This window comes from Streptomyces sp. NPDC043996 (genome assembly GCF_056435225.1).
The window spans coordinates 20,105-39,679 of record NZ_JBWKEY010000001.1 but is presented as its reverse complement, the minus strand read 5'-3'; the positions used below and the strand labels follow the sequence as shown (position 1 = coordinate 39,679).

The window sequence follows — 19,575 nt, the reverse complement described above, 5'->3', positions numbered from 1 at the left end:
ACGGCGGCCCGCACGGTGTCCGGATTTGGAGAGGGGGAATGTTTGTTGGATCCGGTAGTGTTAACCTCAAGTCTGCACCCGACCTCACCATGGCGAGGTGCTTTGTGTCCCCGTCCGGGACATCCATCCTTCCGGGAGCCTCCCAACCTGCTCTGTGCCCCGCACTGAGCAGTGCCGAGCACGCTCCGGAACCGGCGTGACCGAGCCGAGTGACCACCGCACCTCAGTGGCCCGGCATCGGGAAACGCCACATCTGTGAACTCTTCCGCCGCGTTGGCGGACCACCGCCCCGGCATGGTCCACACACCAGGGACCGCCGGACAGCACAACCGGTCGCCGAGCCAGAAGGCCGACGTCCGCTCCAGGGAAGGACCCTTCGTGAGCGACACCACCGATCTGATGGGCGTGACTGCCGACACGCCCGCCACGGACGCCTCTGCGGCGCCTGCCACCGGTGCTTCGGCCGGGTCCCGGCGGCGCCGCGGCACCGGCCTCGAGGGCATGGTGCTGGCGGAACTGCAGCAGGTCGCATCGGGCCTCGGAATCAAGGGCACCGCGCGGATGCGCAAGAGCCAGCTGATCGAGGTCATCAAGGAGGCGCAGGCCGCCGGCGGCGCCCCCGCCAAGTCCGCCAACGGCGCCGACGCCGCGGAGGCGCCCGCCAAGCCCAAGCGCCGCGCCACCTCCAAGGCGCGCACCGGCGAGGCCGCCGAGAAGGCCGCCGCCAAGGCCGACGAGGCCTCGGCCGAGCAGCCGAAGGCCCCGGCCCAGCAGCAGATCGACATCCCCGGCCAGGGCGCGAGCGACGACAAGCCCAGCCGCGGCCGCCGCCGTGTCACCGCCGAGGCCGGCAGCCCCGAGACCGTGACCGCCGAGGCCAAGAGCCAGAGCGAGCAGCCGAAGGCCGAGGCCAAGGCCGAGCAGTCCGAGGCGAAGTCCGACCGTTCCGACCGGGGCGACAAGGGCGACTCCGGCGACGGCGTCGAGGGCCGCCAGGGCCGCCGCGACCGCCAGAGCCGTGGCCGCGACCGCGGGGACCGCGACCGTGACCGGGACCGCGACGGCGGCCGTGACCGCGACCGCCGCGGCAACAAGGGCGACGACCAGCAGGGCGGCGGCAACCGCAAGGAGCAGGGCGGCCGTCAGGACCGCCAGGACCGGCAGGACCGCCAGCAGCGCGACAACGGCCCGCAGGACGACTTCGACGACGACGGCAGCGGCCGCCGCGGCCGCCGCGGGCGCTACCGCGACCGCCGTGGCCGTCGTGGCCGCGACGACTTCGCGGGCGAGCCGCAGGTGTCCGACGACGACGTCCTGATCCCCGTCGCGGGCATCCTGGACATCCTCGACAACTACGCGTTCATCCGTACGTCGGGCTACCTCCCCGGTCCGAACGACGTGTACGTCTCGCTCGCCCAGGTCCGCAAGAACGGCCTGCGCAAGGGCGATCACGTCACGGGCGCGGTCCGCCAGCCCAAGGACGGCGAGCGCCGCGAGAAGTTCAACGCCCTGGTGCGCCTGGACTCCGTCAACGGCATGGCGCCCGAACACGGCCGCGGGCGGCCGGAGTTCAACAAGCTGACGCCCCTTTACCCGCAGGACCGGCTCCGCCTGGAGACCGACCCGGGCGTCCTGACGACCCGCATCATCGACCTCGTCTCGCCCATCGGCAAGGGCCAGCGCGGCCTGATCGTGGCCCCGCCGAAGACCGGCAAGACCATGATCATGCAGGCGATCGCCAACGCGATCACGCACAACAGCCCCGAGTGCCACCTGATGGTCGTCCTGGTCGACGAGCGTCCGGAAGAGGTCACCGACATGCAGCGGTCGGTCAAGGGCGAGGTCATCTCCTCGACCTTCGACCGCCCGGCCGAGGACCACACCACGGTCGCCGAGCTCGCCATCGAGCGTGCCAAGCGCCTGGTGGAGCTGGGCCACGACGTGGTCGTGCTGCTCGACTCCATCACGCGTCTGGGCCGTGCGTACAACCTCGCGGCCCCGGCCTCCGGGCGCATCCTGTCCGGTGGTGTCGACTCGACCGCGCTGTACCCGCCGAAGCGCTTCTTCGGCGCCGCCCGCAACATCGAGGACGGCGGCTCCCTGACCATCCTGGCCACCGCGCTCGTCGAGACCGGCTCGCGCATGGACGAGGTGATCTTCGAGGAGTTCAAGGGCACCGGCAACATGGAGCTCAAGCTCGACCGGAAGCTCTCCGACAAGCGCATCTTCCCGGCGGTGGACGTGGACGCGTCCAGCACCCGCAAGGAAGAGATCCTGCTCGGCAGCGACGAGCTCGCCATCGTCTGGAAGCTGCGCCGGGTGCTGCACGCGCTCGACCAGCAGCAGGCCATCGAGCTGCTCCTGGACAAGATGAAGCAGACGAAGTCGAACGCCGAATTCCTGCTCCAGATCCAGAAGACGACACCGGCGCCGGGCAACGGCAACGACTGACCGGCACCGGCGCCCCAGCCAGGCGCCGCACGCGCGAGGGCCGGCCCCGTCTCGGACGGGGCCGGCCCTCGCGCGTGGATTTCCGGCCAAGAGACCTTGGCCACACACATAAGAGATTCTCACGGTCACGGGCGGTAGCGCCGCCGTTAATGAAAGCCCAGGTGGGGGGCCAAAAGGACTAGATGCTACGAACGCTGCGTAAGCGCCGGACCTCGGGGCGCACACAGGGTGCTATGCAACCCTTCTTGCGGTTTCTACGTCTGACAAGTGACGAAAAGCCACGCCTGACCCTGAAAGCAGGGGGTAGCCAAACGGACGAGGACTGAGGAGCACATGACGGACGAGAGCACGCCGGGAGGCGCGAAGCCGAAGCACCGCGGCAAGCGCGGGCGGCGGCGCAAGCCCACCAGCACGCGCAAGAAAGCGTTCGTCATATCCGCGTGGACCGCGGCGGGCGTGATCGTCCTCGGCGGCACCGGCCTCGGTTACGTCTACTTCAAGCTCAACGGCAACATCAAGGGCGTCGACATCAACGCCGCGCTCGGCACGAACCGCCCCAAGGACATCGACAACGGCTCGCAGGACATCCTCGTCCTCGGCTCCGACTCGCGCTCCGGCAAGAACGCCAAGTACGGCAAGGACGAGGGCGCGGCCCGCTCCGACACCGCGATGATCGTCCACGTCTACAAGGGCCACAAGAAGGCCAGCGTGGTCTCCATCCCCCGCGACACGCTCATCACCCGGCCCGAGTGCGCCGTCAAGGACGGCGACGGCAAGGTCGACCCGGGCGGCCAGCGCCAGATGTTCAACACGGCGTACGAGGTCGGAGGACCCGCCTGCGCGGTGAAGACCGTCGAGCAGATGTCCGGCATCCGCATGGACCACTACGTCGAGGTCGACTTCACGGGCTTCAAGAAGCTCATCGACACCCTCGGCGGCGTGGAGATCACCACCAAGCAGCCGATCAAGGACAAGGACAGCCACCTCGACCTCCCGGCCGGTGACCACAAACTCAACGGCGAGCAGGCCCTGGGCCTCGTCCGCACCCGGCACGGCGTCGGCGACGGCAGCGACCTCGGCCGCATCCAGCTCCAGCAGGCCTTCATCAAGGCCCTGATGAACCAGGTCAAGGACATCAACCTCTTTGACAACTGGAAGAAGCTCTACGACCTCGCGGACTCCGCGACCAGCGCCATCACCACCGACTCCGACCTGGACACGGTCAAGGACCTGGCGGGCTTCGCCAACGGCCTCAAGGGCATCGGGTCCAAGGACATGAAGATGGTCACGCTGCCCATCCAGTACGACCCGGCCGACCGGAACCGCGTCCTGCCCCTGGAGGAGGCCGGCCGACAGGTCTGGGACGCCCTCCGCGAGGACCGGCCCATCCCGAAGTCGGCCACCGACAAGTCCGCGGGCGACAAGGGCGCTGCGGGCAAGGTCGTGACCAGCGAATAAGCCCCTGCGGGCGGCCCGGGGAATACTTCCGGGCCCACCCCGGTTTGGGCAGATGCGGCCGGTCCTGGCAAACTGGTACGTCGGCCCCGGTTCACGCACCCGCATCCCGCGATTGCGACCCGGCGCCCTCCCGAAACTAGGAGACACCTTGAAGCGCGACATCCACCCCGAGTACGTCGAGACGCAGGTCAGCTGCACCTGTGGCGCGTCGTTCACCACCCGCAGCACGATCTCCGCCGGTGCCATCCGCGCTGAGGTCTGCTCCGAGTGCCACCCGTTCTACACGGGCAAGCAGAAGATCCTCGACACCGGTGGCCGTGTGGCCCGCTTCGAGGCCCGCTTCGGCAAGGCTGCCGGCTCCGCCAAGAAGTAGCGAGCCACCTGCGCCGGTCTCCGGCCGCCCTCGTCCGCGGGGGTGGCCGGGACCGGCGTTTGCCGTCTGTCACAGAAGCAGCCACGTAGAGAAACCAGGAGCCCGAGATGTTCGAGGCGGTCGAGGAACTGATCGGCGAGCACGCCGGTCTTGAGCACAAGCTCGCTGACCCTTCGGTCCACGCCGACCAGGCGAACGCGCGCAAGCTCAACAAGCGCTACGCCGAGCTGACCCCGATCGTCGCCACGTACCGGACCTGGAAGCAGCTCGGTGACGACATCGACACCGCCCGTGAGCTCGCGGCCGACGACCCCGACTTCGCCGCCGAGGTCAAGGAGCTGACCGAGCAGCGCGAGGTGGTCACCGAGAAGCTGCGCCTGCTGCTCGTGCCGCGCGACCCCAGCGACGACAAGGACGTCATCCTCGAGGTCAAGGCGGGCGCGGGCGGCGACGAGTCGGCGCTGTTCGCCGGCGACCTGCTCCGCATGTACCTGCGGTACGCCGAGCGCGTCGGCTGGAAGACCGAGATCATCGACGCCACCGAGTCCGAGCTGGGCGGCTACAAGGACGTCCAGGTCGCCGTGAAGACCAAGGGCGGCCAGGGCGCCACCGAGCCCGGGCAGGGCGTGTGGGCACGCCTGAAGTACGAGGGCGGTGTGCACCGCGTGCAGCGCGTGCCGTCGACGGAGTCCCAGGGCCGCATCCACACCTCCGCGGCCGGTGTGCTCGTCACGCCCGAGGCCGAGGAGGTCGACGTCGAGATCCACGCGAACGACCTGCGCATCGACGTCTACCGCTCCTCGGGCCCCGGCGGCCAGTCCGTCAACACCACCGACTCCGCCGTGCGCATCACCCACCTGCCCACCGGAGTGGTCGCCTCCTGCCAGAACGAGAAGAGCCAGCTGCAGAACAAGGAGCAGGCGATGCGTATCCTGCGCTCCAGGCTGCTCGCGGCGGCGCAGGAGGAAGCGGAGAAGGAGGCCGCGGACGCCCGCCGCAGCCAGGTCCGCACCGTCGACCGCTCCGAGAAGATCCGCACGTACAACTTCCCGGAAAACCGCATCTCCGACCACCGCGTGGGCTTCAAGGCGTACAACTTGGACCAGGTGCTCGACGGTGACCTCGACGCGGTCATCCAGGCCTGTGTCGACGCGGACTCCGCCGCGAAGCTCGCCGCCGCCTGAGCCCGCCCCGTAACCACCGTTCAAGCCCCGGAGGACCAGCGTGAACCTGCTGCTCGCGGAAGTGGCCCAGGCCACTCAGCGGCTGGCCGACGCCGGCGTGCCCTCGCCGCGCAATGACGCCGAGGAGCTCGCCGCCTTCGTGCACGGCGTGAAACGGGGCGAGCTGCACTCCGTCAAGGACGCGGACTTCGACGCCCGCTACTGGGAGACGATCGCGCGCCGCGAGGCCCGCGAGCCGCTCCAGCACATCACCGGGCGCGCGTTCTTCCGCTACCTGGAGCTCCAGGTCGGCCCCGGCGTGTTCGTACCGCGCCCCGAGACCGAGTCCGTGGTCGGCTGGGCCATAGACGCGGTGCGCGCCATGGACGTGGTCGAGCCGCTCATCGTCGACCTGTGCACCGGCAGCGGCGCCATCGCCCTCGCCCTCGCCCAGGAGGTGCCGCGCTCGCGCGTGCACGCCGTGGAGCTGTCCGAGGACGCCCTGAAGTGGACGCGCAAGAACGTCGAGGGGTCCAGGGTCACCCTGCACGCGGGTGACGCGCGCACGGCCCTGCCGGAGCTCGAAGGCCAGGTCGACCTGGTCATCTCCAACCCCCCGTACATCCCGCTCACGGAGTGGGAGTACGTTGCGCCGGAGGCCCGGGACTACGATCCCGAACTCGCCCTGTTCTCCGGCGAGGACGGCCTCGACCTGATCCGCGGCATCGAGCGCACCGCGCACCGGCTGCTGCGGCCGGGCGGAGTCGTCGTCGTGGAGCACGCCGACACCCAGGGCGGTCAGGTGCCGTGGATCTTCACCGAGGAGCGGGGCTGGGCGGACGCCGCCGACCACCCCGACCTGAACAACCGGCCGCGGTTCGCGACCGCCCGCAAGGCGCTGCCGTGACCACGGCCGCGACGCAGAAGACGAAGTACGTGCAGCACGTGTACGAGGAGGCCCGCTAGATGGCACGGCGATACGACACCAACGACGCGACCGACCGTGCGACCGGTCTGCGCGAGGCCGCGTCCGCCGTCCGCCGTGGCGAGCTGGTCGTGCTGCCCACGGACACCGTGTACGGCGTGGGCGCGGACGCCTTCAGCCCGGAGGCCGTCGCCGACCTGCTCGACGCCAAGGGGCGCGGCCGCAGCATGCCGACGCCCGTCCTCATCGGCTCCCCGAACACCCTCCACGGCCTCGTCACGGACTTCTCCGAGTCCGCCTGGGAGCTCGTGGACGCCTTCTGGCCCGGCGCCCTCACCCTGGTCGCCCGGCAGCAGCCGTCGCTCCAGTGGGACCTCGGGGACACCCGGGGCACCGTCGCCATCCGCATGCCGCTGCACCCGGTCGCGATCGAGCTCCTGACCGACGTCGGCCCGATGGCGGTGTCCTCGGCGAACCTCACCGGGCACCCCGCGCCGGAGGACTGCGACGCGGCGCAGGACATGCTCGGCGACTCCATCTCCGTCTACCTGGACGGCGGCCCGACGCCCGGCATCGTGCCGTCCTCGATCGTGGACGTGACCGGCAAGGTCCCCGTGCTGCTTCGCGCGGGCGCCCTCGACGCGGACGAGCTGCGCAAGGTCGTACCCGACCTCGAGGTGGCCAATTGACAGCCCCCGAGACGGGGCGTGGCATAGCGGGCTTCCCGGACCCGGCCGGGTCCTTCGGGGGCGACACGGCCGCCGGTCGCCCCGCGTCCCCCGGCGTCTTCCGCATCCTCCACGTCAGCACCGGCAACGTGTGCCGCTCGCCGATCACCGAGCGGCTCACGCGGCACGCCCTGGCCGCGCGGCTCGGCGCCCCCGCCGCCGGCGGGCTCGTCGTGGAGAGCGCGGGCACCTGGGGCCATGAGGGCGCGCCCATGGAGACGCACGCCGAGACCGTCCTCGCCGACTTCGGCGCGGACGCCTCCGGCTTCGTGGGGCGCGAGCTCCTCGACGACCACGTCATCCGGGCCGACCTGGTCCTCACCGCGACGCGCGACCACCGGGCGCAGGTCATCTCGATGGGGCACTCGGCCGGGCTGCGGACCTTCACCCTGAAGGAGTTCACCCGCCTCGTGCGGGCCATAGACCCCGCGACGCTGCCCGACCCCGAAGGGGACGACGGGGTGGTCGAGCGGGCCCGCGCCCTGGTGCGGGCCGCCGCCGCCCTGCGCGGCTGGCTCCTCGCCCCCAGCGTGGAGGCCGACGAGGTCTACGACCCCTACGGCGCGCCCCTCCCCTTCTTCCGCTCGGTCGGCGGCGAGATCCAGCAGGCACTCGACCCGGTGGTGACGGCCCTCACGGGCGTCCGAACCTAGCCCTCGCGGTGCGCCCCAGACCCGCCCCTTCCCGAACTGGGGCTCCGCCCCAGACCCCGCTCCTCAAACGCCGGAGGGGCTGGAAATCCAGCCCGTCCGGCGTTTGAGGACGAGGCGCGAAGCGCCGAAAAGCGGGGGCCCGGGGGCGGCAGCCCCCGGATCGGGAAGGGGCGGGTCTGGGGCGCACCCGCGAGGGCATCGCCGCGCGCATCCGTACGGGCCCGCCTACATTGGAGAGATGACGACGGCCAGCGCGAGGCGCCCCGCCGCGCCGGCGGCGTACGGGGCGCTGCGCCGCCAGGACCCCGAGCTGGCCGACGTGCTGCTCGGCGAGACGGCCCGGCAGTCGACCTCGCTCCAGCTGATCGCCGCCGAGAACTTCACCTCCGAGGCCGTCCTGACGGCCCTGGGCTCCCCGCTGGCGAACAAGTACGCCGAGGGCTACCCGGGCGCCCGCCACCACGGCGGCTGCGAGCTCGTGGACGTGGCGGAGCGGCTCGCCGTGGACCGCGCGAAGGCGCTGTTCGGCGCGGCGCACGCCAACGTGCAGCCGCACTCGGGCTCGTCGGCCGTGCTCGCCGCGTACGCCGCGCTGCTGCGCCCGGGGGACAAGGTGCTCGCGATGGGGCTCCCGTACGGAGGACATCTCACGCACGGTTCGCCCGCGAACTTCTCGGGGCGCTGGTTCGAGTTCATCGGCTACGGGCTCGACCCGGAGAGCGGCCTCATCGACTACGAACAGGTCCGCGAGCTGGCCGAAACGCATCGTCCCAAGGCGATCGTGTGTGGCTCCATCGCCTACCCCCGCCACATCGACTACGCGGCCTTCCGCGCCGTCGCCGACGACGTGGGCGCCCATCTGATCGCCGACGCCGCCCACCCCATCGGGCTCGTCGCGGGCGGCGCCGCGCCCAGCCCGGTGCCGTACGCCGACGTGGTGTGCGCGACCACGCACAAGGTGCTGCGGGGCCCGCGCGGTGGCCTGATCATGTGCGGCGACGAGCTGGCCGAGCGCATCGACCGGGCGGTGTTCCCGTTCACCCAGGGCGGCGCCCAGATGCACACGATCGCGGCCAAGGCGGTGGCGTTCGGCGAGGCGGCGACGCCCGCGTTCACCGCGTACGCCCATCAAGTCGTCGCCAACGCGCGCGTGTTGGCGAGGGCCCTGGCCGACGAGGGGTTCGCCGTCAGCACCGGCGGCACGGACACGCACCTCGTGCTCGCCGACCCCGCCCCGCACGGCGTCGCGGCGCACGTCGCCCGCGGGCGGCTCGCCGCCGCCGGGCTCGTGCTCGACACCTGCGCCCTTCCGCACGCGGACGGCCGGGGGCTGCGCCTGGGCACGGCCGCCGTCACCTCGCAGGGCATGCGCGAGGGTGAGATGGCACGGGTCGCCGCGCTGTTCGCCGCCGCCGTCCGGGAGGAGGACCACGTCAGGGAGGCGGTGCGGGATCTCACGGGCCGGTTCCCGCCGTACCCGGGCCCGGGGAGCGGCGAGGCCACCCCGCTGTAGCGGAGTTGTGCAACGATCGTCGCTACCCGGAAGTGCTCAACCTTATGCGCGCGAAGCTAGGGTGTGGGCTCGAGATGGCCAGCGATACCTGTGGGGAAGCCCGTGCGTGAATATCTGCTGACGCTCTGCATCACGGCCGCGGTGACCTATCTGCTGACCGGCCCGGTGCGGAAGTTCGCGATCGTGGCCGGCGCGATGCCGGAGATCCGCGCGCGCGACGTGCACCGGGAGCCGACGCCCCGGCTCGGCGGTATCGCGATGTTCTTCGGCCTCTGCGCGGGCCTCCTCGTCGCCGACCACCTGCCCAACCTCAACGAGGTGTTCACCAAGTCCAACGAGCCGCGCGCGCTGCTCTCGGGCGCCGCCCTGATCTGGCTCATCGGCGTCCTCGACGACAAGTTCGAGATCGACGCGCTGATCAAGCTCGGCGGCCAGATGATCGCCGCGGGCGTCATGGTCGTCCAGGGCCTGACGATCCTGTGGCTGCCCATCCCGGGCTTCGGCACGGTCTCGCTGACCCAGTGGCAGGGCACCCTGCTCACCGTCGCGCTCGTCGTGATCACCATCAACGCCGTGAACTTCGTCGACGGCCTGGACGGCCTCGCCGCGGGCATGGTGTGCATCGCCGCCGCCGCGTTCTTCATGTACGCGTACCGCATCTGGTACGGGTACGGCATCGAGGCGGCCGCCCCGGCCACGCTGTTCGCGGCCATCCTCATGGGCATGTGCCTGGGCTTCCTGCCGCACAACATGCACCCGGCCAGGATCTTCATGGGCGACTCGGGCTCCATGCTGATCGGGCTCGTGCTCGCCGCCGGTGCCATCTCCATCACCGGCCAGGTCGACCCGGACGCGATGAAGCTGAACCTCGGCGGCAGCTCCCGCGACGCCACGCACGCGATGCTCCCGGTCTTCATCCCGCTGCTCATGCCGCTGACGATCATCGCGATCCCGTTCGCCGACCTGGTGCTCGCCATCGTCCGGCGCACCTGGAAGGGCCAGTCGCCGTTCGCCGCCGACCGCGGCCATCTGCACCACCGGCTCCTGGAAGTCGGCCACTCGCACAGCCGGGCCGTGCTGATCATGTACTTCTGGTCGGCGCTCATCGCCTTCGGCACGGTCGCGTACTCGGTGCACTCGACGAACATGTGGATCCTGCTGCTCATCGTCGCCCTCAGCGCCGTGGGCCTGGGGCTGCTCCTGCTGCCCCGCTTCACGCCGCACGCGCCCGCCTGGGCGGAGAACTTCGTGCCGCCGAGGTATCGGCGCGGCCGGGGCTCCGCGGTCGGTGCAGGGGCCACTGAGGGCGCTTCCGGGGGCCCTGGGGATGTGACGCGGGAGGCGCCTGAGGCCGTCGGGCACGGTGGGGACTCCGCGGCCCGGCCACCGGTGGGCGCGGGCGTCAACGGCGCGACCGCCCTGGGCACCCGACAGCGCTTCCTGGACCGGCGCAAGGCGGGTTCGTCGCGTTGACGCGGGCGGCAAAGGGGCCCTTTACCAGACAAAGCGAAGCTGTGCCTGCACAGACGGGCGGATTAGCTCTCATGTGTGACACCGAGCACACCGGACAGGTAAAGACCTCATCAAATAGTTTGTGATACCGTTCACGAGACCCGGCGATAGAGCCGAAGGACCGTAGTGCGACGGTCCATTGGGCCGAGGACCCCGCTCGGCCCGGGTCTACGCTCGTCCATGACGACACCCTGCCCCCATCAGTAAGCGGAGTTGCCGCCATGCCGTCTCAAGACACCCGGATTCTCCTGCAGTCCGCCGTCCCCACCGCTGCCGTCGGCGCGATCATCGCCGTGGTCAGTGGCGTGGTCTCCGGCGGCAAGGGAGCGCTCGGCGCGGTCGTCGGCACCCTGGTGGTCATCGCCTTCATGGGCCTTGGCATGGTGGTCCTGCAGCGGACGGCAAAATCGCTTCCGCAGCTTTTCCAGGCGATGGGCATGATGCTCTACGTCGCCCAATTGCTGCTGCTTCTCATCTTCATGGCGATGTTCAAGGACACCACCTTGTTCAACCCGAGGGTCTTCGCCCTCGCTCTCGCCGTGACGACCGTCGTCTGGATGGCGGCGCAGGCACGCTCGTACATGAAGGCCAAGATCCTCTACGTCGAACCCGAGCCCGAACCTTCCTCGGCCTCCGCTCAGCAGAGCGGCAAGCCCGAGAAGTCGGGGTCCACGACGTGAGAGGTAGGGCCGGGATAAATGCACGTTCGAGATCCTGCTATCGTCCGGTGCCAACTGCGGCACTGCGGGCGCGGGCATCTGAGCTGACGCCTGCACAAGCGCGAGGCTCGATGCCCGACCGCCGCCCCCACATCCGTAACACCAGTCCGGTGCCGATCCGCGGCTGCGTGCCGTGCCGACACGACAACGAGGTTGCCGTTCCTATGCTTCACGCCGAAGGAGCCCGCGGTGAGTGCTGAACAAACTGAGCTCGCCTTTGACTGGAGCTGTCGGATCATGTCCGACAACGGCTGTGGCTTCCCGGCTCCGGGCCTGCACTCGTTCCTCTTCAAGCCGATGTTCACGGTCGGCGGGTTCGAGTTCAACAAGGTCATGCTGCTGGCCCTGATCACGACGGCGATCGTGGTCACCTTCTTCTACGCGGCCTTCGGCAAGGCCAAGCTCGTGCCGGGCAAGCTGCAGCTGATCGGTGAGGCCGGCTACGACTTCGTCCGCCGCGGCATCGTCTACGAGACCATGGGCAAGAAGGACGGCGAGAAGTACGTCCCCTTGATGGTCTCGCTCTTCTTCTTCATCTGGATCATGAACATCTGGTCGGTGATCCCGCTGGCCCAGTTCCCGGTGTCGTCGGTCATCGCCTACCCGTTCGTCCTCGCGGGCATCGTGTACTTCGTCTGGGTCCCCCTGACGTTCAAGCGCCACGGCTTCGTCGGCGGCTGGAAGAACATCACCGGCTACGACAACTCCCTTGGTCCGATCAAGTGGCTCGTCGCGTTCATCGAGTTCTTCTCGAACCTCCTCGTGCGCCCCTTCACGCACGCGGTGCGACTCTTCGCCAACATGTTCGCCGGACACCTGATGCTGGTGATGTTCACCGTCGCCTCCTGGTACCTGCTGAACAGCTGGCTGATCCCGGCCGCCGGTGTCTCCTTCGTGATGACCATCGCCATGATCGGCTTCGAACTCTTCGTACAGGCCGTCCAGGCGTACGTCTTCGTGCTCCTCGCCTGCTCGTACATCCAGGGCGCTCTCGCCGAGCACCACTGAGCACCCCCGCAATCCCCTAAGCGCCCGGTGGCCAACCCCCACCGGTCCATGAAAGAGAAGGAAGTAACGGCATGTCCGCGACTCTCGAGCTCGCCGCCCTCCAGGGTGACATCAAGGCCCTCGGCTCCATCGGCTACGGCCTCGCGGCCATCGGCCCGGGCATCGGCGTCGGCATCGTGTTCGGCAAGGGCACCGAGGCGCTCGCCCGTCAGCCCGAAGCCGCCGGTCTGATCCGTGCCAACCAGATCCTCGGCTTCGCCTTCTGTGAGGCGCTCGCCCTCATCGGCATCGTGATGCCGTTCGTCTACGGCTCCTGATCGCCCGAGACGATTAGCCCCGTTCGACGAAAGGCACTGATGTGATCGCCAACCTGGTTCAGCTGGCGGCCGAGGAGGAGCAGAACCCGCTCATTCCTCCGGGCCCCGAGCTGCTCGTCGGCACCATCGCCTTCGCCATCGTTTTCTTCTTCTTCTGGAAGAAGCTCATCCCGAACATCAACAAGGTTCTGGAGGAGCGCCGGGAGGCGATCGAAGGCGGCATCGAGAAGGCCGAAGCCGCTCAGACCGAGGCGCAGAGCGTCCTTGAGCAGTACAAGGCCCAGCTCGCCGAGGCCCGGCACGAGGCCGCGCGGCTGCGCCAGGAGGCGCAGGAGCAGGGCGCCCAGCTCATCGCCGAGATGCGGGCCGAGGGCCAGCGTCAGCGCGAGGAGATCGTCGCCGCCGGTCACTCCCAGATCGAGGCCGACCGCAAGGCCGCCGCGCAGGCGCTGCGCCAGGACGTGGGCCAGCTGGCCACCGAACTGGCCGGCAAGCTCGTCGGTGAGTCCCTGGACGACCACGCCCGGCAGAGCCGCACCATCGACCGCTTCCTCGACGAGCTCGACGAGAAGGCGACGAAGGCCGAGGCGACTCGATGACAGCGCATGGAGCGAGCCGTGAGGCCCTGGGGGCCGCGCGCGAGCGCCTCGACGCGCTGACCGACAACACCGCGGTCGACGCGCGGCAGCTGGCGGACGAGCTGGCCGCCGTCACCGCGCTGCTCGACCGCGAGGTCTCCCTGCGTCGGGTCCTGACCGACCCGGCGCAAGCCGGCGAGGCCAAGGCCGAGCTGGCCGGGCGCCTGCTCGGCGGCAAGGTCGGCGGCGAGACCGCCGACCTGGTCGCGGGCATGGTCCGCGCCCGCTGGTCCGCCTCGCGCGACCTGGTGGACGCCCTGGAGGAGCTCGCCGACCTCGCCGAGCTGACCGGTGCGCAGAAGTCCGGCGCCCTGGACGCGGTCGAGGACGAGCTGTTCCGCTTCGGCCGGATCGTCTCGTCGAGCACGGAGCTGCGCGCCGCGCTCACGGACCGCGCCGCGACCGCTTCGGCCAAGAGCGCGCTCCTGCGCGAGCTGCTCGGCGGCAAGGCGGAGACGGCCACGGAGCGGCTCATCGAGCGCCTTGTGACCTCGCCCCGTGGACGTAGCCTGGAAGCGGGACTCGAGTCCCTCTCCAAGCTGGCCGCGGACCGCCGTGAGCGCATGGTCGCCGTCGTCACTTCGGCTGTTCCGCTGTCGGACCAGCAGAAGCAGCGGCTCGGCGCGGCGCTCGCCAAGATCTACGGGCGTCAGATGCACCTGAACCTCGACGTGGACCCCGACGTTCTCGGCGGGATCCGGGTGCAGGTGGGCGACGAAGTCATCAACGGCTCCATCGCGGACCGCATCGAGGACGCGCACCGCCGCATGGCGGGCCAGTAACTCAACAAGCAAGACCAAACGGCCCGAGTTGGGCCGTGCAGAGGATTCACCTCTTACAGGGGGGAGTCCCCATCCCCCCCAAGTGAAACTTCGGGCCCAACAAGGAGAGCAGGGAACCCAGATGGCGGAGCTCACGATCCGGCCGGAGGAGATCCGGGACGCGCTGGAGAACTTTGTCCAGGCGTACAAGCCGGACGCGGCCTCGCGCGAGGAGGTCGGTACGGTCACCCTGGCCGGCGATGGCATCGCGAAGGTCGAGGGCCTGCCCTCGGCCATGGCCAACGAACTGCTGAAGTTCGAGGACGGCACGCTCGGTCTCGCGCTGAACCTGGAAGAGCGCGAGATCGGTTCGATCGTCCTCGGTGAGTTCAGCGGCATCGAGGAGGGCCAGCCGGTGCAGCGCACCGGTGAGGTCCTGTCGGTCGCGGTGGGCGAGGGCTACCTCGGCCGCGTCGTCGACCCGCTCGGCAACCCGATCGACGGCCTCGGCGAGATCGAGACCAGCGGACGTCGTGCCCTTGAGCTTCAGGCCCCCACGGTCATGGAGCGCAAGTCGGTGCACGAGCCGATGGAGACGGGCTACAAGGCCGTCGACGCGATGACCCCGATCGGCCGTGGCCAGCGTCAGCTGATCATCGGTGACCGCCAGACCGGCAAGACCGCCCTGGCCGTCGACACGATCATCAACCAGCGCGACAACTGGCGCTCGGGCGACGTGAACAAGCAGGTCCGCTGCATCTACGTCGCCATCGGCCAGAAGGGCTCGACCATCGCCTCCGTGCGTGGCGCCCTGGAAGAGGCCGGCGCGCTGGAGTACACGACCATCGTCGCCGCCCCGGCGTCCGACCCGGCGGGCTTCAAGTACCTGGCGCCCTACACCGGCTCGGCCATCGGCCAGCAGTGGATGTACGAGGGCAAGCACGTCCTCATCATCTTCGACGACCTCTCGAAGCAGGCCGACGCCTACCGCGCCGTGTCCCTGCTGCTCCGCCGCCCGCCGGGGCGCGAGGCCTACCCCGGTGACGTCTTCTACCTGCACTCCCGCCTCCTGGAGCGCTGCGCCAAGCTCTCCGACGAGATGGGCAAGGGCTCGATGACCGGCCTGCCGATCGTCGAGACCAAGGCGAACGACGTGTCGGCGTTCATCCCGACCAACGTCATCTCCATCACCGACGGCCAGTGCTTCCTGGAGTCGGACCTGTTCAACGCCGGTCAGCGCCCCGCCCTGAACGTCGGTATCTCCGTGTCCCGCGTCGGTGGTTCCGCGCAGCACAAGGCGATCCGCCAGGTCTCGGGCCGACTCCGCGTGGACCTCGCCCAGTTCCGTGAGCTGGAGGCGTTCGCCGCCTTCGGTTCCGACCTGGACGCCGCGTCGAAGTCGCAGCTGGAGCGCGGTCAGCGCATGGTCGAGCTGCTCAAGCAGGCTCAGTACCAGCCGATGGCCACCGAGGACCAGGTCGTCTCCATCTGGGCCGGCACCACCGGCAAGATGGACGACGTGCCCGTCGCCGACATCCGCCGCTTCGAGCGTGAGCTGCTCGACTACCTGCACCGCAAGGAGCAGGGCCTGCTCACCTCCATCAAGGAGGGCGCCAAGATGTCGGACGACACGATCACGGCCATCGGTGACGCCGTCGCCGCGTTCAAGAAGCAGTTCGAGACCTCGGACGGCAAGCTTCTCGGCGAGGACGCTCCTGCCGCTGCCGGCAAGTGACGACGGAAGGGACCTGACTCATGGGAGCCCAGCTCCGGGTCTACAAGCGTCGCATCAAATCCGTCACGGCGACCAAGAAGATCACCAAGGCGATGGAGATGATCGCCGCCTCGCGCGTCGTCAAGGCGCAGCGCAAGGTGGCGGCCTCCACGCCGTACGCGACCGAGCTCACCCGCGCGGTCACGGCGGTCGGTACCGGCTCGAACACCAAGCACCCGCTGACGACGGAGGCCGAGACGGCGACACGTGCCGCCGTCCTGCTCCTGACCAGCGACCGCGGTCTGGCCGGCGCCTTCAACTCCAACTCCATCAAGGCCGCGGAGCAGCTGACCGCGCGCCTCGAGGCCGAGGGCAAGGAGGTCGACACGTACATCGTCGGCCGCCGTGGTGTGGCCCACTACAACTTCCGCGAGCGCGAGATCGCGAAGCAGTGGACCGGCTTCACCGACCAGCCCGAGTACGCGGACGCCAAGACGGTCGCGGGCCCGCTGATCGAGGCCATCGAGAAGGACACGGCCGAGGGCGGCGTGGATGAACTCCACATCGTCTACACCGAGTTCGTCTCGATGATGACGCAGACGGCCATCGATGGCCGGCTGCTGCCGCTCAGCCTCGAAGCGGTGGCGGAGGAGTCGAACGCGAAGAGCGAGATCCTTCCGCTGTACGACTTCGAGCCGTCGGCGGAGGACGTCCTCGACGCCCTCCTGCCGCGCTACGTCGAGAGCCGCATCTACAACGCGCTGCTGCAGTCGGCTGCCTCCAAGCACGCCGCCACGCGCCGCGCGATGAAGTCGGCCACCGACAACGCCGGGGATCTGATCAACAATCTGTCCCGGCTCGCCAACGCGGCCCGCCAGGCCGAAATCACCCAGGAAATCAGCGAGATCGTCGGTGGCGCGAGCGCCCTGGCCGACGCGACCGCGGGGAGTGACAAGTAATGACGACCACTGTTGAGACGGCCGCTGCCACGGGCCGCGTCGCCCGGGTCATCGGCCCGGTCGTCGACGTGGAGTTCCCCGTCGACGCGATGCCGGAGATCTACAACGCGCTTCACGTCGAGGTGGCCGACCCGGCCAACGACGGCGAGAAGAAGACCCTGACGCTCGAGGTCGCCCAGCACCTCGGTGACGGCCTGGTCCGCGCCATCTCCATGCAGCCCACCGACGGCCTGGTCCGCCAGGCCCCGGTCACCGACACCGGCGACGGCCTCACCGTCCCGGTCGGCGACTTCACCAAGGGCAAGGTGTTCAACACCCTCGGTGAGGTCCTTAACGTCGACGAGCAGTACACGGGTGACCGCTGGTCCATCCACCGCAAGGCCCCGAACTTCGACGAGCTCGAGTCGAAGACCGAGATGTTCGAGACCGGCGTCAAGGTCATCGACCTCCTCACCCCGTATGTCAAGGGTGGAAAGATCGGTCTGTTCGGCGGCGCCGGTGTCGGCAAGACGGTGCTCATCCAGGAGATGATCTACCGCGTCGCCAACAACCACGACGGTGTCTCCGTGTTCGCCGGTGTCGGCGAGCGCACCCGTGAGGGCAACGACCTCATCGAGGAGATGTCGGACTCGGGCGTCATCGACAAGACCGCCCTTGTCTTCGGCCAGATGGACGAGCCCCCGGGCACCCGTCTGCGCGTGGCCCTCGCCGGTCTGACCATGGCGGAGTACTTCCGCGATGTGCAGAAGCAGGACGTGCTGTTCTTCATCGACAACATCTTCCGCTTCACGCAGGCCGGCTCCGAGGTCTCGACCCTCCTGGGTCGCATGCCCTCGGCCGTGGGTTACCAGCCGAACCTGGCCGACGAGATGGGTCTCCTCCAGGAGCGCATCACCTCGACCCGTGGTCACTCGATCACCTCGATGCAGGCGATCTACGTCCCCGCGGACGACCTGACCGACCCGGCCCCGGCCACCACCTTCGCCCACCTCGACGCGACGACGGTGCTCTCCCGTCCGATCTCCGAGAAGGGCATCTACCCGGCCGTGGACCCGCTGGACTCCACGTCCCGCATCCTGGACCCGCGGTACATCGCGCAGGACCACTACGACACCGCCATGCGGGTCAAGAACATCCTGCAGAAGTACAAGGACCTCCAGGACATCATCGCCATCCTCGGCATCGACGAGCTCGGCGAAGAGGACAAGCTGGTCGTCTCCCGCGCCCGTCGCGTGGAGCGCTTCCTGTCGCAGAACACGCACGTCGCCAAGCAGTTCACCGGCGTCGACGGTTCGGACGTCCCGCTGGACGAGTCGATCACCGCGTTCAACGCGATCTGCGACGGCGAGTACGACCACTTCCCCGAGCAGGCGTTCTTCATGTGCGGTGGCCTCGAGGACCTCAAGGCCAACGCCAAGGAGCTCGGCGTCTCCTGAGTCCCGTGACTCGCGGAAGGAGGGGCGGGCGCACCCCCGGAAGGGGACCGCGTCCCGCCCCTCCCTCCACGCCGACTAGAATTTGACCCAACACCCGGCTGAACCGCCGGGTGGTGACCCGAGGAGCCACCCTTGGCTGCTGAGCTGCATGTCGAGCTGGTCGCCGCCGACCGTAGTGTCTGGTCCGGCGAGGCCACCCTGGTCGTCGCGCGCACCACGTCCGGCGACATCGGCGTCATGCCCGGTCACCAGCCGCTGCTCGGTGTGCTGGAGTCGGGCCCGGTGACGATCCGTACGAGCGACGGCGGCACCGTCGTCGCCGCGGTGCACGGCGGATTCATCTCGTTCGCTGACAACAAGCTGTCGCTGCTCGCGGAGATCGCCGAGCTCTCCGACGAGATCGACGTCCAGCGTGCGGAGCGGGCGTTCGAGCGTGCCAAGGCGGAGGCCGACGCCTCCGCCGAGCGGCGCGCCGACGTCCGACTGCGTGCGGTGGCGGCGCGCTGACCCCAGCGCGCGGCGTAACGTGACTCAGCCGCGGCCGGGTCCGGAGCTTTCCGGACCGGGTCGCGGCTGTGGCGATGCGGGTGCTTTTTCGGGTGCGGTTGTTCGGTCCGTTTCGGGAAGTCGTGTTGAGACTGTAGTGAGGCGAGGAGGTCGGTGCCGATGATCCTCGTTCTGCTCGTGTGCGGACTTGCGTTGATCGCGCTGGTGTTGCTGGGGCTCTTCGTCTTCGGCCTGCGCCGCAGACTGATCCAGCGCTCCGGCGGCACCTTCGACTGCAGCCTGCGCTGGCACGCGCCCGAACCGGCGCGGGCGGACACCTCAGGCAAGGGCTGGGGGTACGGCGTCGCCCGCTACAACGGTGACCGGATCGAGTGGTTCCGGGTGTTCTCGTACGCGCCTCGGCCGCGGCGGGTCCTGGAGCGGTCGGCGATCGAGGTCGTGGACCGGCGGGCGCCGGACGGCGAGGAGGAGCTGGCGCTGCTCTCCGACGCGGTGGTGCTCGGGTGTCTGCACCGGGGGGTGCGGCTTGAGCTCGCGATGAGCGAAGACGCGTTGACCGGGTTTCTGGCCTGGCTCGAGGCGGCGCCGCCTGGCCAGCGCGTCAACGTGGCGTAGGGCCCCGTTCCCCCCCCCCCCGCTCACAAGCATTGGCGCTTCGCGCCTCGTCCTCAAACGCCGGACGGGCTGGAACCACCGGCAGGTTCTAGCCCCTCCGGCGTTTGAGGAGCGGGGTCTGGGGC

Annotated in this window: 19 protein-coding genes; all 19 read left to right on the top strand. The window is 69.5% G+C overall.

Annotated features, from left to right (window positions below; all coding sequences use genetic code 11):
- The first annotated feature begins 378 nt into the window (after nt 1-378).
- A complete protein-coding gene (gene rho, locus AC07A4_RS00185; RefSeq protein ID WP_478590826.1) occupies nt 379-2,451 on the top strand; it encodes a transcription termination factor Rho in 2,073 nt (690 codons plus the stop codon).
- A gap of 333 nt (nt 2,452-2,784) precedes the next feature.
- Entirely contained in the window at nt 2,785-3,909 is a 1,125-nt protein-coding gene (locus AC07A4_RS00180; protein WP_478590824.1) for an LCP family protein, read from the top strand.
- Between the two features lie 148 nt (nt 3,910-4,057).
- Nucleotides 4,058-4,282, top strand: a complete 225-nt coding sequence (rpmE, locus tag AC07A4_RS00175) for a 50S ribosomal protein L31 (protein WP_478455841.1) — start codon at nt 4,058-4,060, stop codon at nt 4,280-4,282.
- 107 nt (nt 4,283-4,389) lie between these two features.
- Complete coding sequence (gene prfA / locus AC07A4_RS00170; protein WP_478590820.1) at nt 4,390-5,466, top strand: peptide chain release factor 1; 1,077 nt, start codon at nt 4,390-4,392, stop codon at nt 5,464-5,466.
- Nucleotides 5,467-5,506: 40 nt separating this feature from the next.
- Complete coding sequence (gene prmC / locus AC07A4_RS00165) at nt 5,507-6,352, top strand: peptide chain release factor N(5)-glutamine methyltransferase (protein WP_478590817.1); 846 nt, start codon at nt 5,507-5,509, stop codon at nt 6,350-6,352.
- A 59-nt stretch (nt 6,353-6,411) separates the two neighbouring features.
- Nucleotides 6,412-7,059, top strand: a complete 648-nt coding sequence (locus AC07A4_RS00160; RefSeq protein ID WP_478590815.1) for an L-threonylcarbamoyladenylate synthase — start codon at nt 6,412-6,414, stop codon at nt 7,057-7,059.
- A complete protein-coding gene (locus AC07A4_RS00155; protein ID WP_478590813.1) occupies nt 7,056-7,751 on the top strand; it encodes an arsenate reductase/protein-tyrosine-phosphatase family protein in 696 nt (231 codons plus the stop codon). Before AC07A4_RS00160 ends, AC07A4_RS00155 begins: the two co-directional genes overlap by 4 nt.
- Nucleotides 7,752-7,989: 238 nt before the next feature.
- On the top strand, nt 7,990-9,264 hold the full coding sequence (locus AC07A4_RS00150; protein ID WP_478590810.1) for a serine hydroxymethyltransferase: 1,275 nt from the start codon (nt 7,990-7,992) through the stop codon (nt 9,262-9,264).
- Between the two features lie 102 nt (nt 9,265-9,366).
- Nucleotides 9,367-10,737, top strand: coding sequence for an MraY family glycosyltransferase (locus tag AC07A4_RS00145; protein ID WP_478590809.1), 1,371 nt, complete (start codon nt 9,367-9,369; stop codon nt 10,735-10,737).
- A 260-nt stretch (nt 10,738-10,997) separates the two neighbouring features.
- Nucleotides 10,998-11,456, top strand: a complete 459-nt coding sequence (locus AC07A4_RS00140; RefSeq protein WP_478590807.1) for a hypothetical protein — start codon at nt 10,998-11,000, stop codon at nt 11,454-11,456.
- Between the two features lie 276 nt (nt 11,457-11,732).
- Nucleotides 11,733-12,503 carry a F0F1 ATP synthase subunit A gene (gene atpB, locus AC07A4_RS00135; protein ID WP_478590805.1) on the top strand — a complete coding sequence of 257 codons (771 nt, stop codon included), beginning with the start codon at nt 11,733-11,735 and terminating at the stop codon, nt 12,501-12,503.
- A 71-nt stretch (nt 12,504-12,574) separates the two neighbouring features.
- A complete protein-coding gene (gene atpE / locus AC07A4_RS00130) occupies nt 12,575-12,820 on the top strand; it encodes an ATP synthase F0 subunit C (protein ID WP_016643250.1) in 246 nt (81 codons plus the stop codon).
- A 41-nt stretch (nt 12,821-12,861) separates the two neighbouring features.
- Nucleotides 12,862-13,419, top strand: coding sequence for a F0F1 ATP synthase subunit B (locus tag AC07A4_RS00125; protein WP_478590802.1), 558 nt, complete (start codon nt 12,862-12,864; stop codon nt 13,417-13,419).
- The gene (locus AC07A4_RS00120) at nt 13,416-14,240 is read left to right on the top strand and encodes a F0F1 ATP synthase subunit delta (protein WP_478590799.1); all 825 of its coding nucleotides are present in this window, start codon (nt 13,416-13,418) and stop codon (nt 14,238-14,240) included. The genes AC07A4_RS00125 and AC07A4_RS00120 overlap by 4 nt, the downstream gene beginning before the upstream one ends.
- A 121-nt stretch (nt 14,241-14,361) precedes the next feature.
- Nucleotides 14,362-15,954, top strand: coding sequence for a F0F1 ATP synthase subunit alpha (atpA, locus tag AC07A4_RS00115; RefSeq protein WP_478590797.1), 1,593 nt, complete (start codon nt 14,362-14,364; stop codon nt 15,952-15,954).
- A gap of 20 nt (nt 15,955-15,974) precedes the next feature.
- Nucleotides 15,975-16,892, top strand: a complete 918-nt coding sequence (locus tag AC07A4_RS00110; RefSeq protein ID WP_478590795.1) for a F0F1 ATP synthase subunit gamma — start codon at nt 15,975-15,977, stop codon at nt 16,890-16,892.
- Entirely contained in the window at nt 16,892-18,328 is a 1,437-nt protein-coding gene (gene atpD / locus AC07A4_RS00105) for a F0F1 ATP synthase subunit beta (protein ID WP_478590793.1), read from the top strand. Before AC07A4_RS00110 ends, atpD begins: the two co-directional genes overlap by 1 nt.
- Before the next feature lie 132 nt (nt 18,329-18,460).
- Entirely contained in the window at nt 18,461-18,835 is a 375-nt protein-coding gene (locus AC07A4_RS00100) for a F0F1 ATP synthase subunit epsilon (protein ID WP_478590791.1), read from the top strand.
- A 159-nt stretch (nt 18,836-18,994) separates the two neighbouring features.
- A complete protein-coding gene (locus AC07A4_RS00095; protein ID WP_478590788.1) occupies nt 18,995-19,450 on the top strand; it encodes a DUF2550 domain-containing protein in 456 nt (151 codons plus the stop codon).
- Nucleotides 19,451-19,575 lie beyond the last annotated feature (125 nt).

Excerpts from the sequence above, each read along its gene's own strand:
- AC07A4_RS00180 (WP_478590824.1), top strand. The coding sequence starts at position 2,785 with ATGACGGACGAGAGCACGCCGGGAGGCGCGAAGCCGAAGCACCGCGGC.
- prfA (WP_478590820.1), top strand. The coding sequence starts at position 4,390 with ATGTTCGAGGCGGTCGAGGAACTGATCGGCGAGCACGCCGGTCTTGAG.
- AC07A4_RS00160 (WP_478590815.1), top strand. The coding sequence starts at position 6,412 with ATGGCACGGCGATACGACACCAACGACGCGACCGACCGTGCGACCGGT.
- AC07A4_RS00150 (WP_478590810.1), top strand. The coding sequence starts at position 7,990 with ATGACGACGGCCAGCGCGAGGCGCCCCGCCGCGCCGGCGGCGTACGGG.
- AC07A4_RS00140 (WP_478590807.1), top strand. The coding sequence starts at position 10,998 with ATGCCGTCTCAAGACACCCGGATTCTCCTGCAGTCCGCCGTCCCCACC.
- atpB (WP_478590805.1), top strand. The coding sequence starts at position 11,733 with ATGTCCGACAACGGCTGTGGCTTCCCGGCTCCGGGCCTGCACTCGTTC.
- atpE (WP_016643250.1), top strand. The coding sequence starts at position 12,575 with ATGTCCGCGACTCTCGAGCTCGCCGCCCTCCAGGGTGACATCAAGGCC.
- AC07A4_RS00120 (WP_478590799.1), top strand. The coding sequence starts at position 13,416 with ATGACAGCGCATGGAGCGAGCCGTGAGGCCCTGGGGGCCGCGCGCGAG.
- atpA (WP_478590797.1), top strand. The coding sequence starts at position 14,362 with ATGGCGGAGCTCACGATCCGGCCGGAGGAGATCCGGGACGCGCTGGAG.
- AC07A4_RS00110 (WP_478590795.1), top strand. The coding sequence starts at position 15,975 with ATGGGAGCCCAGCTCCGGGTCTACAAGCGTCGCATCAAATCCGTCACG.
- atpD (WP_478590793.1), top strand. The coding sequence starts at position 16,892 with ATGACGACCACTGTTGAGACGGCCGCTGCCACGGGCCGCGTCGCCCGG.
- AC07A4_RS00095 (WP_478590788.1), top strand. The coding sequence starts at position 18,995 with ATGATCCTCGTTCTGCTCGTGTGCGGACTTGCGTTGATCGCGCTGGTG.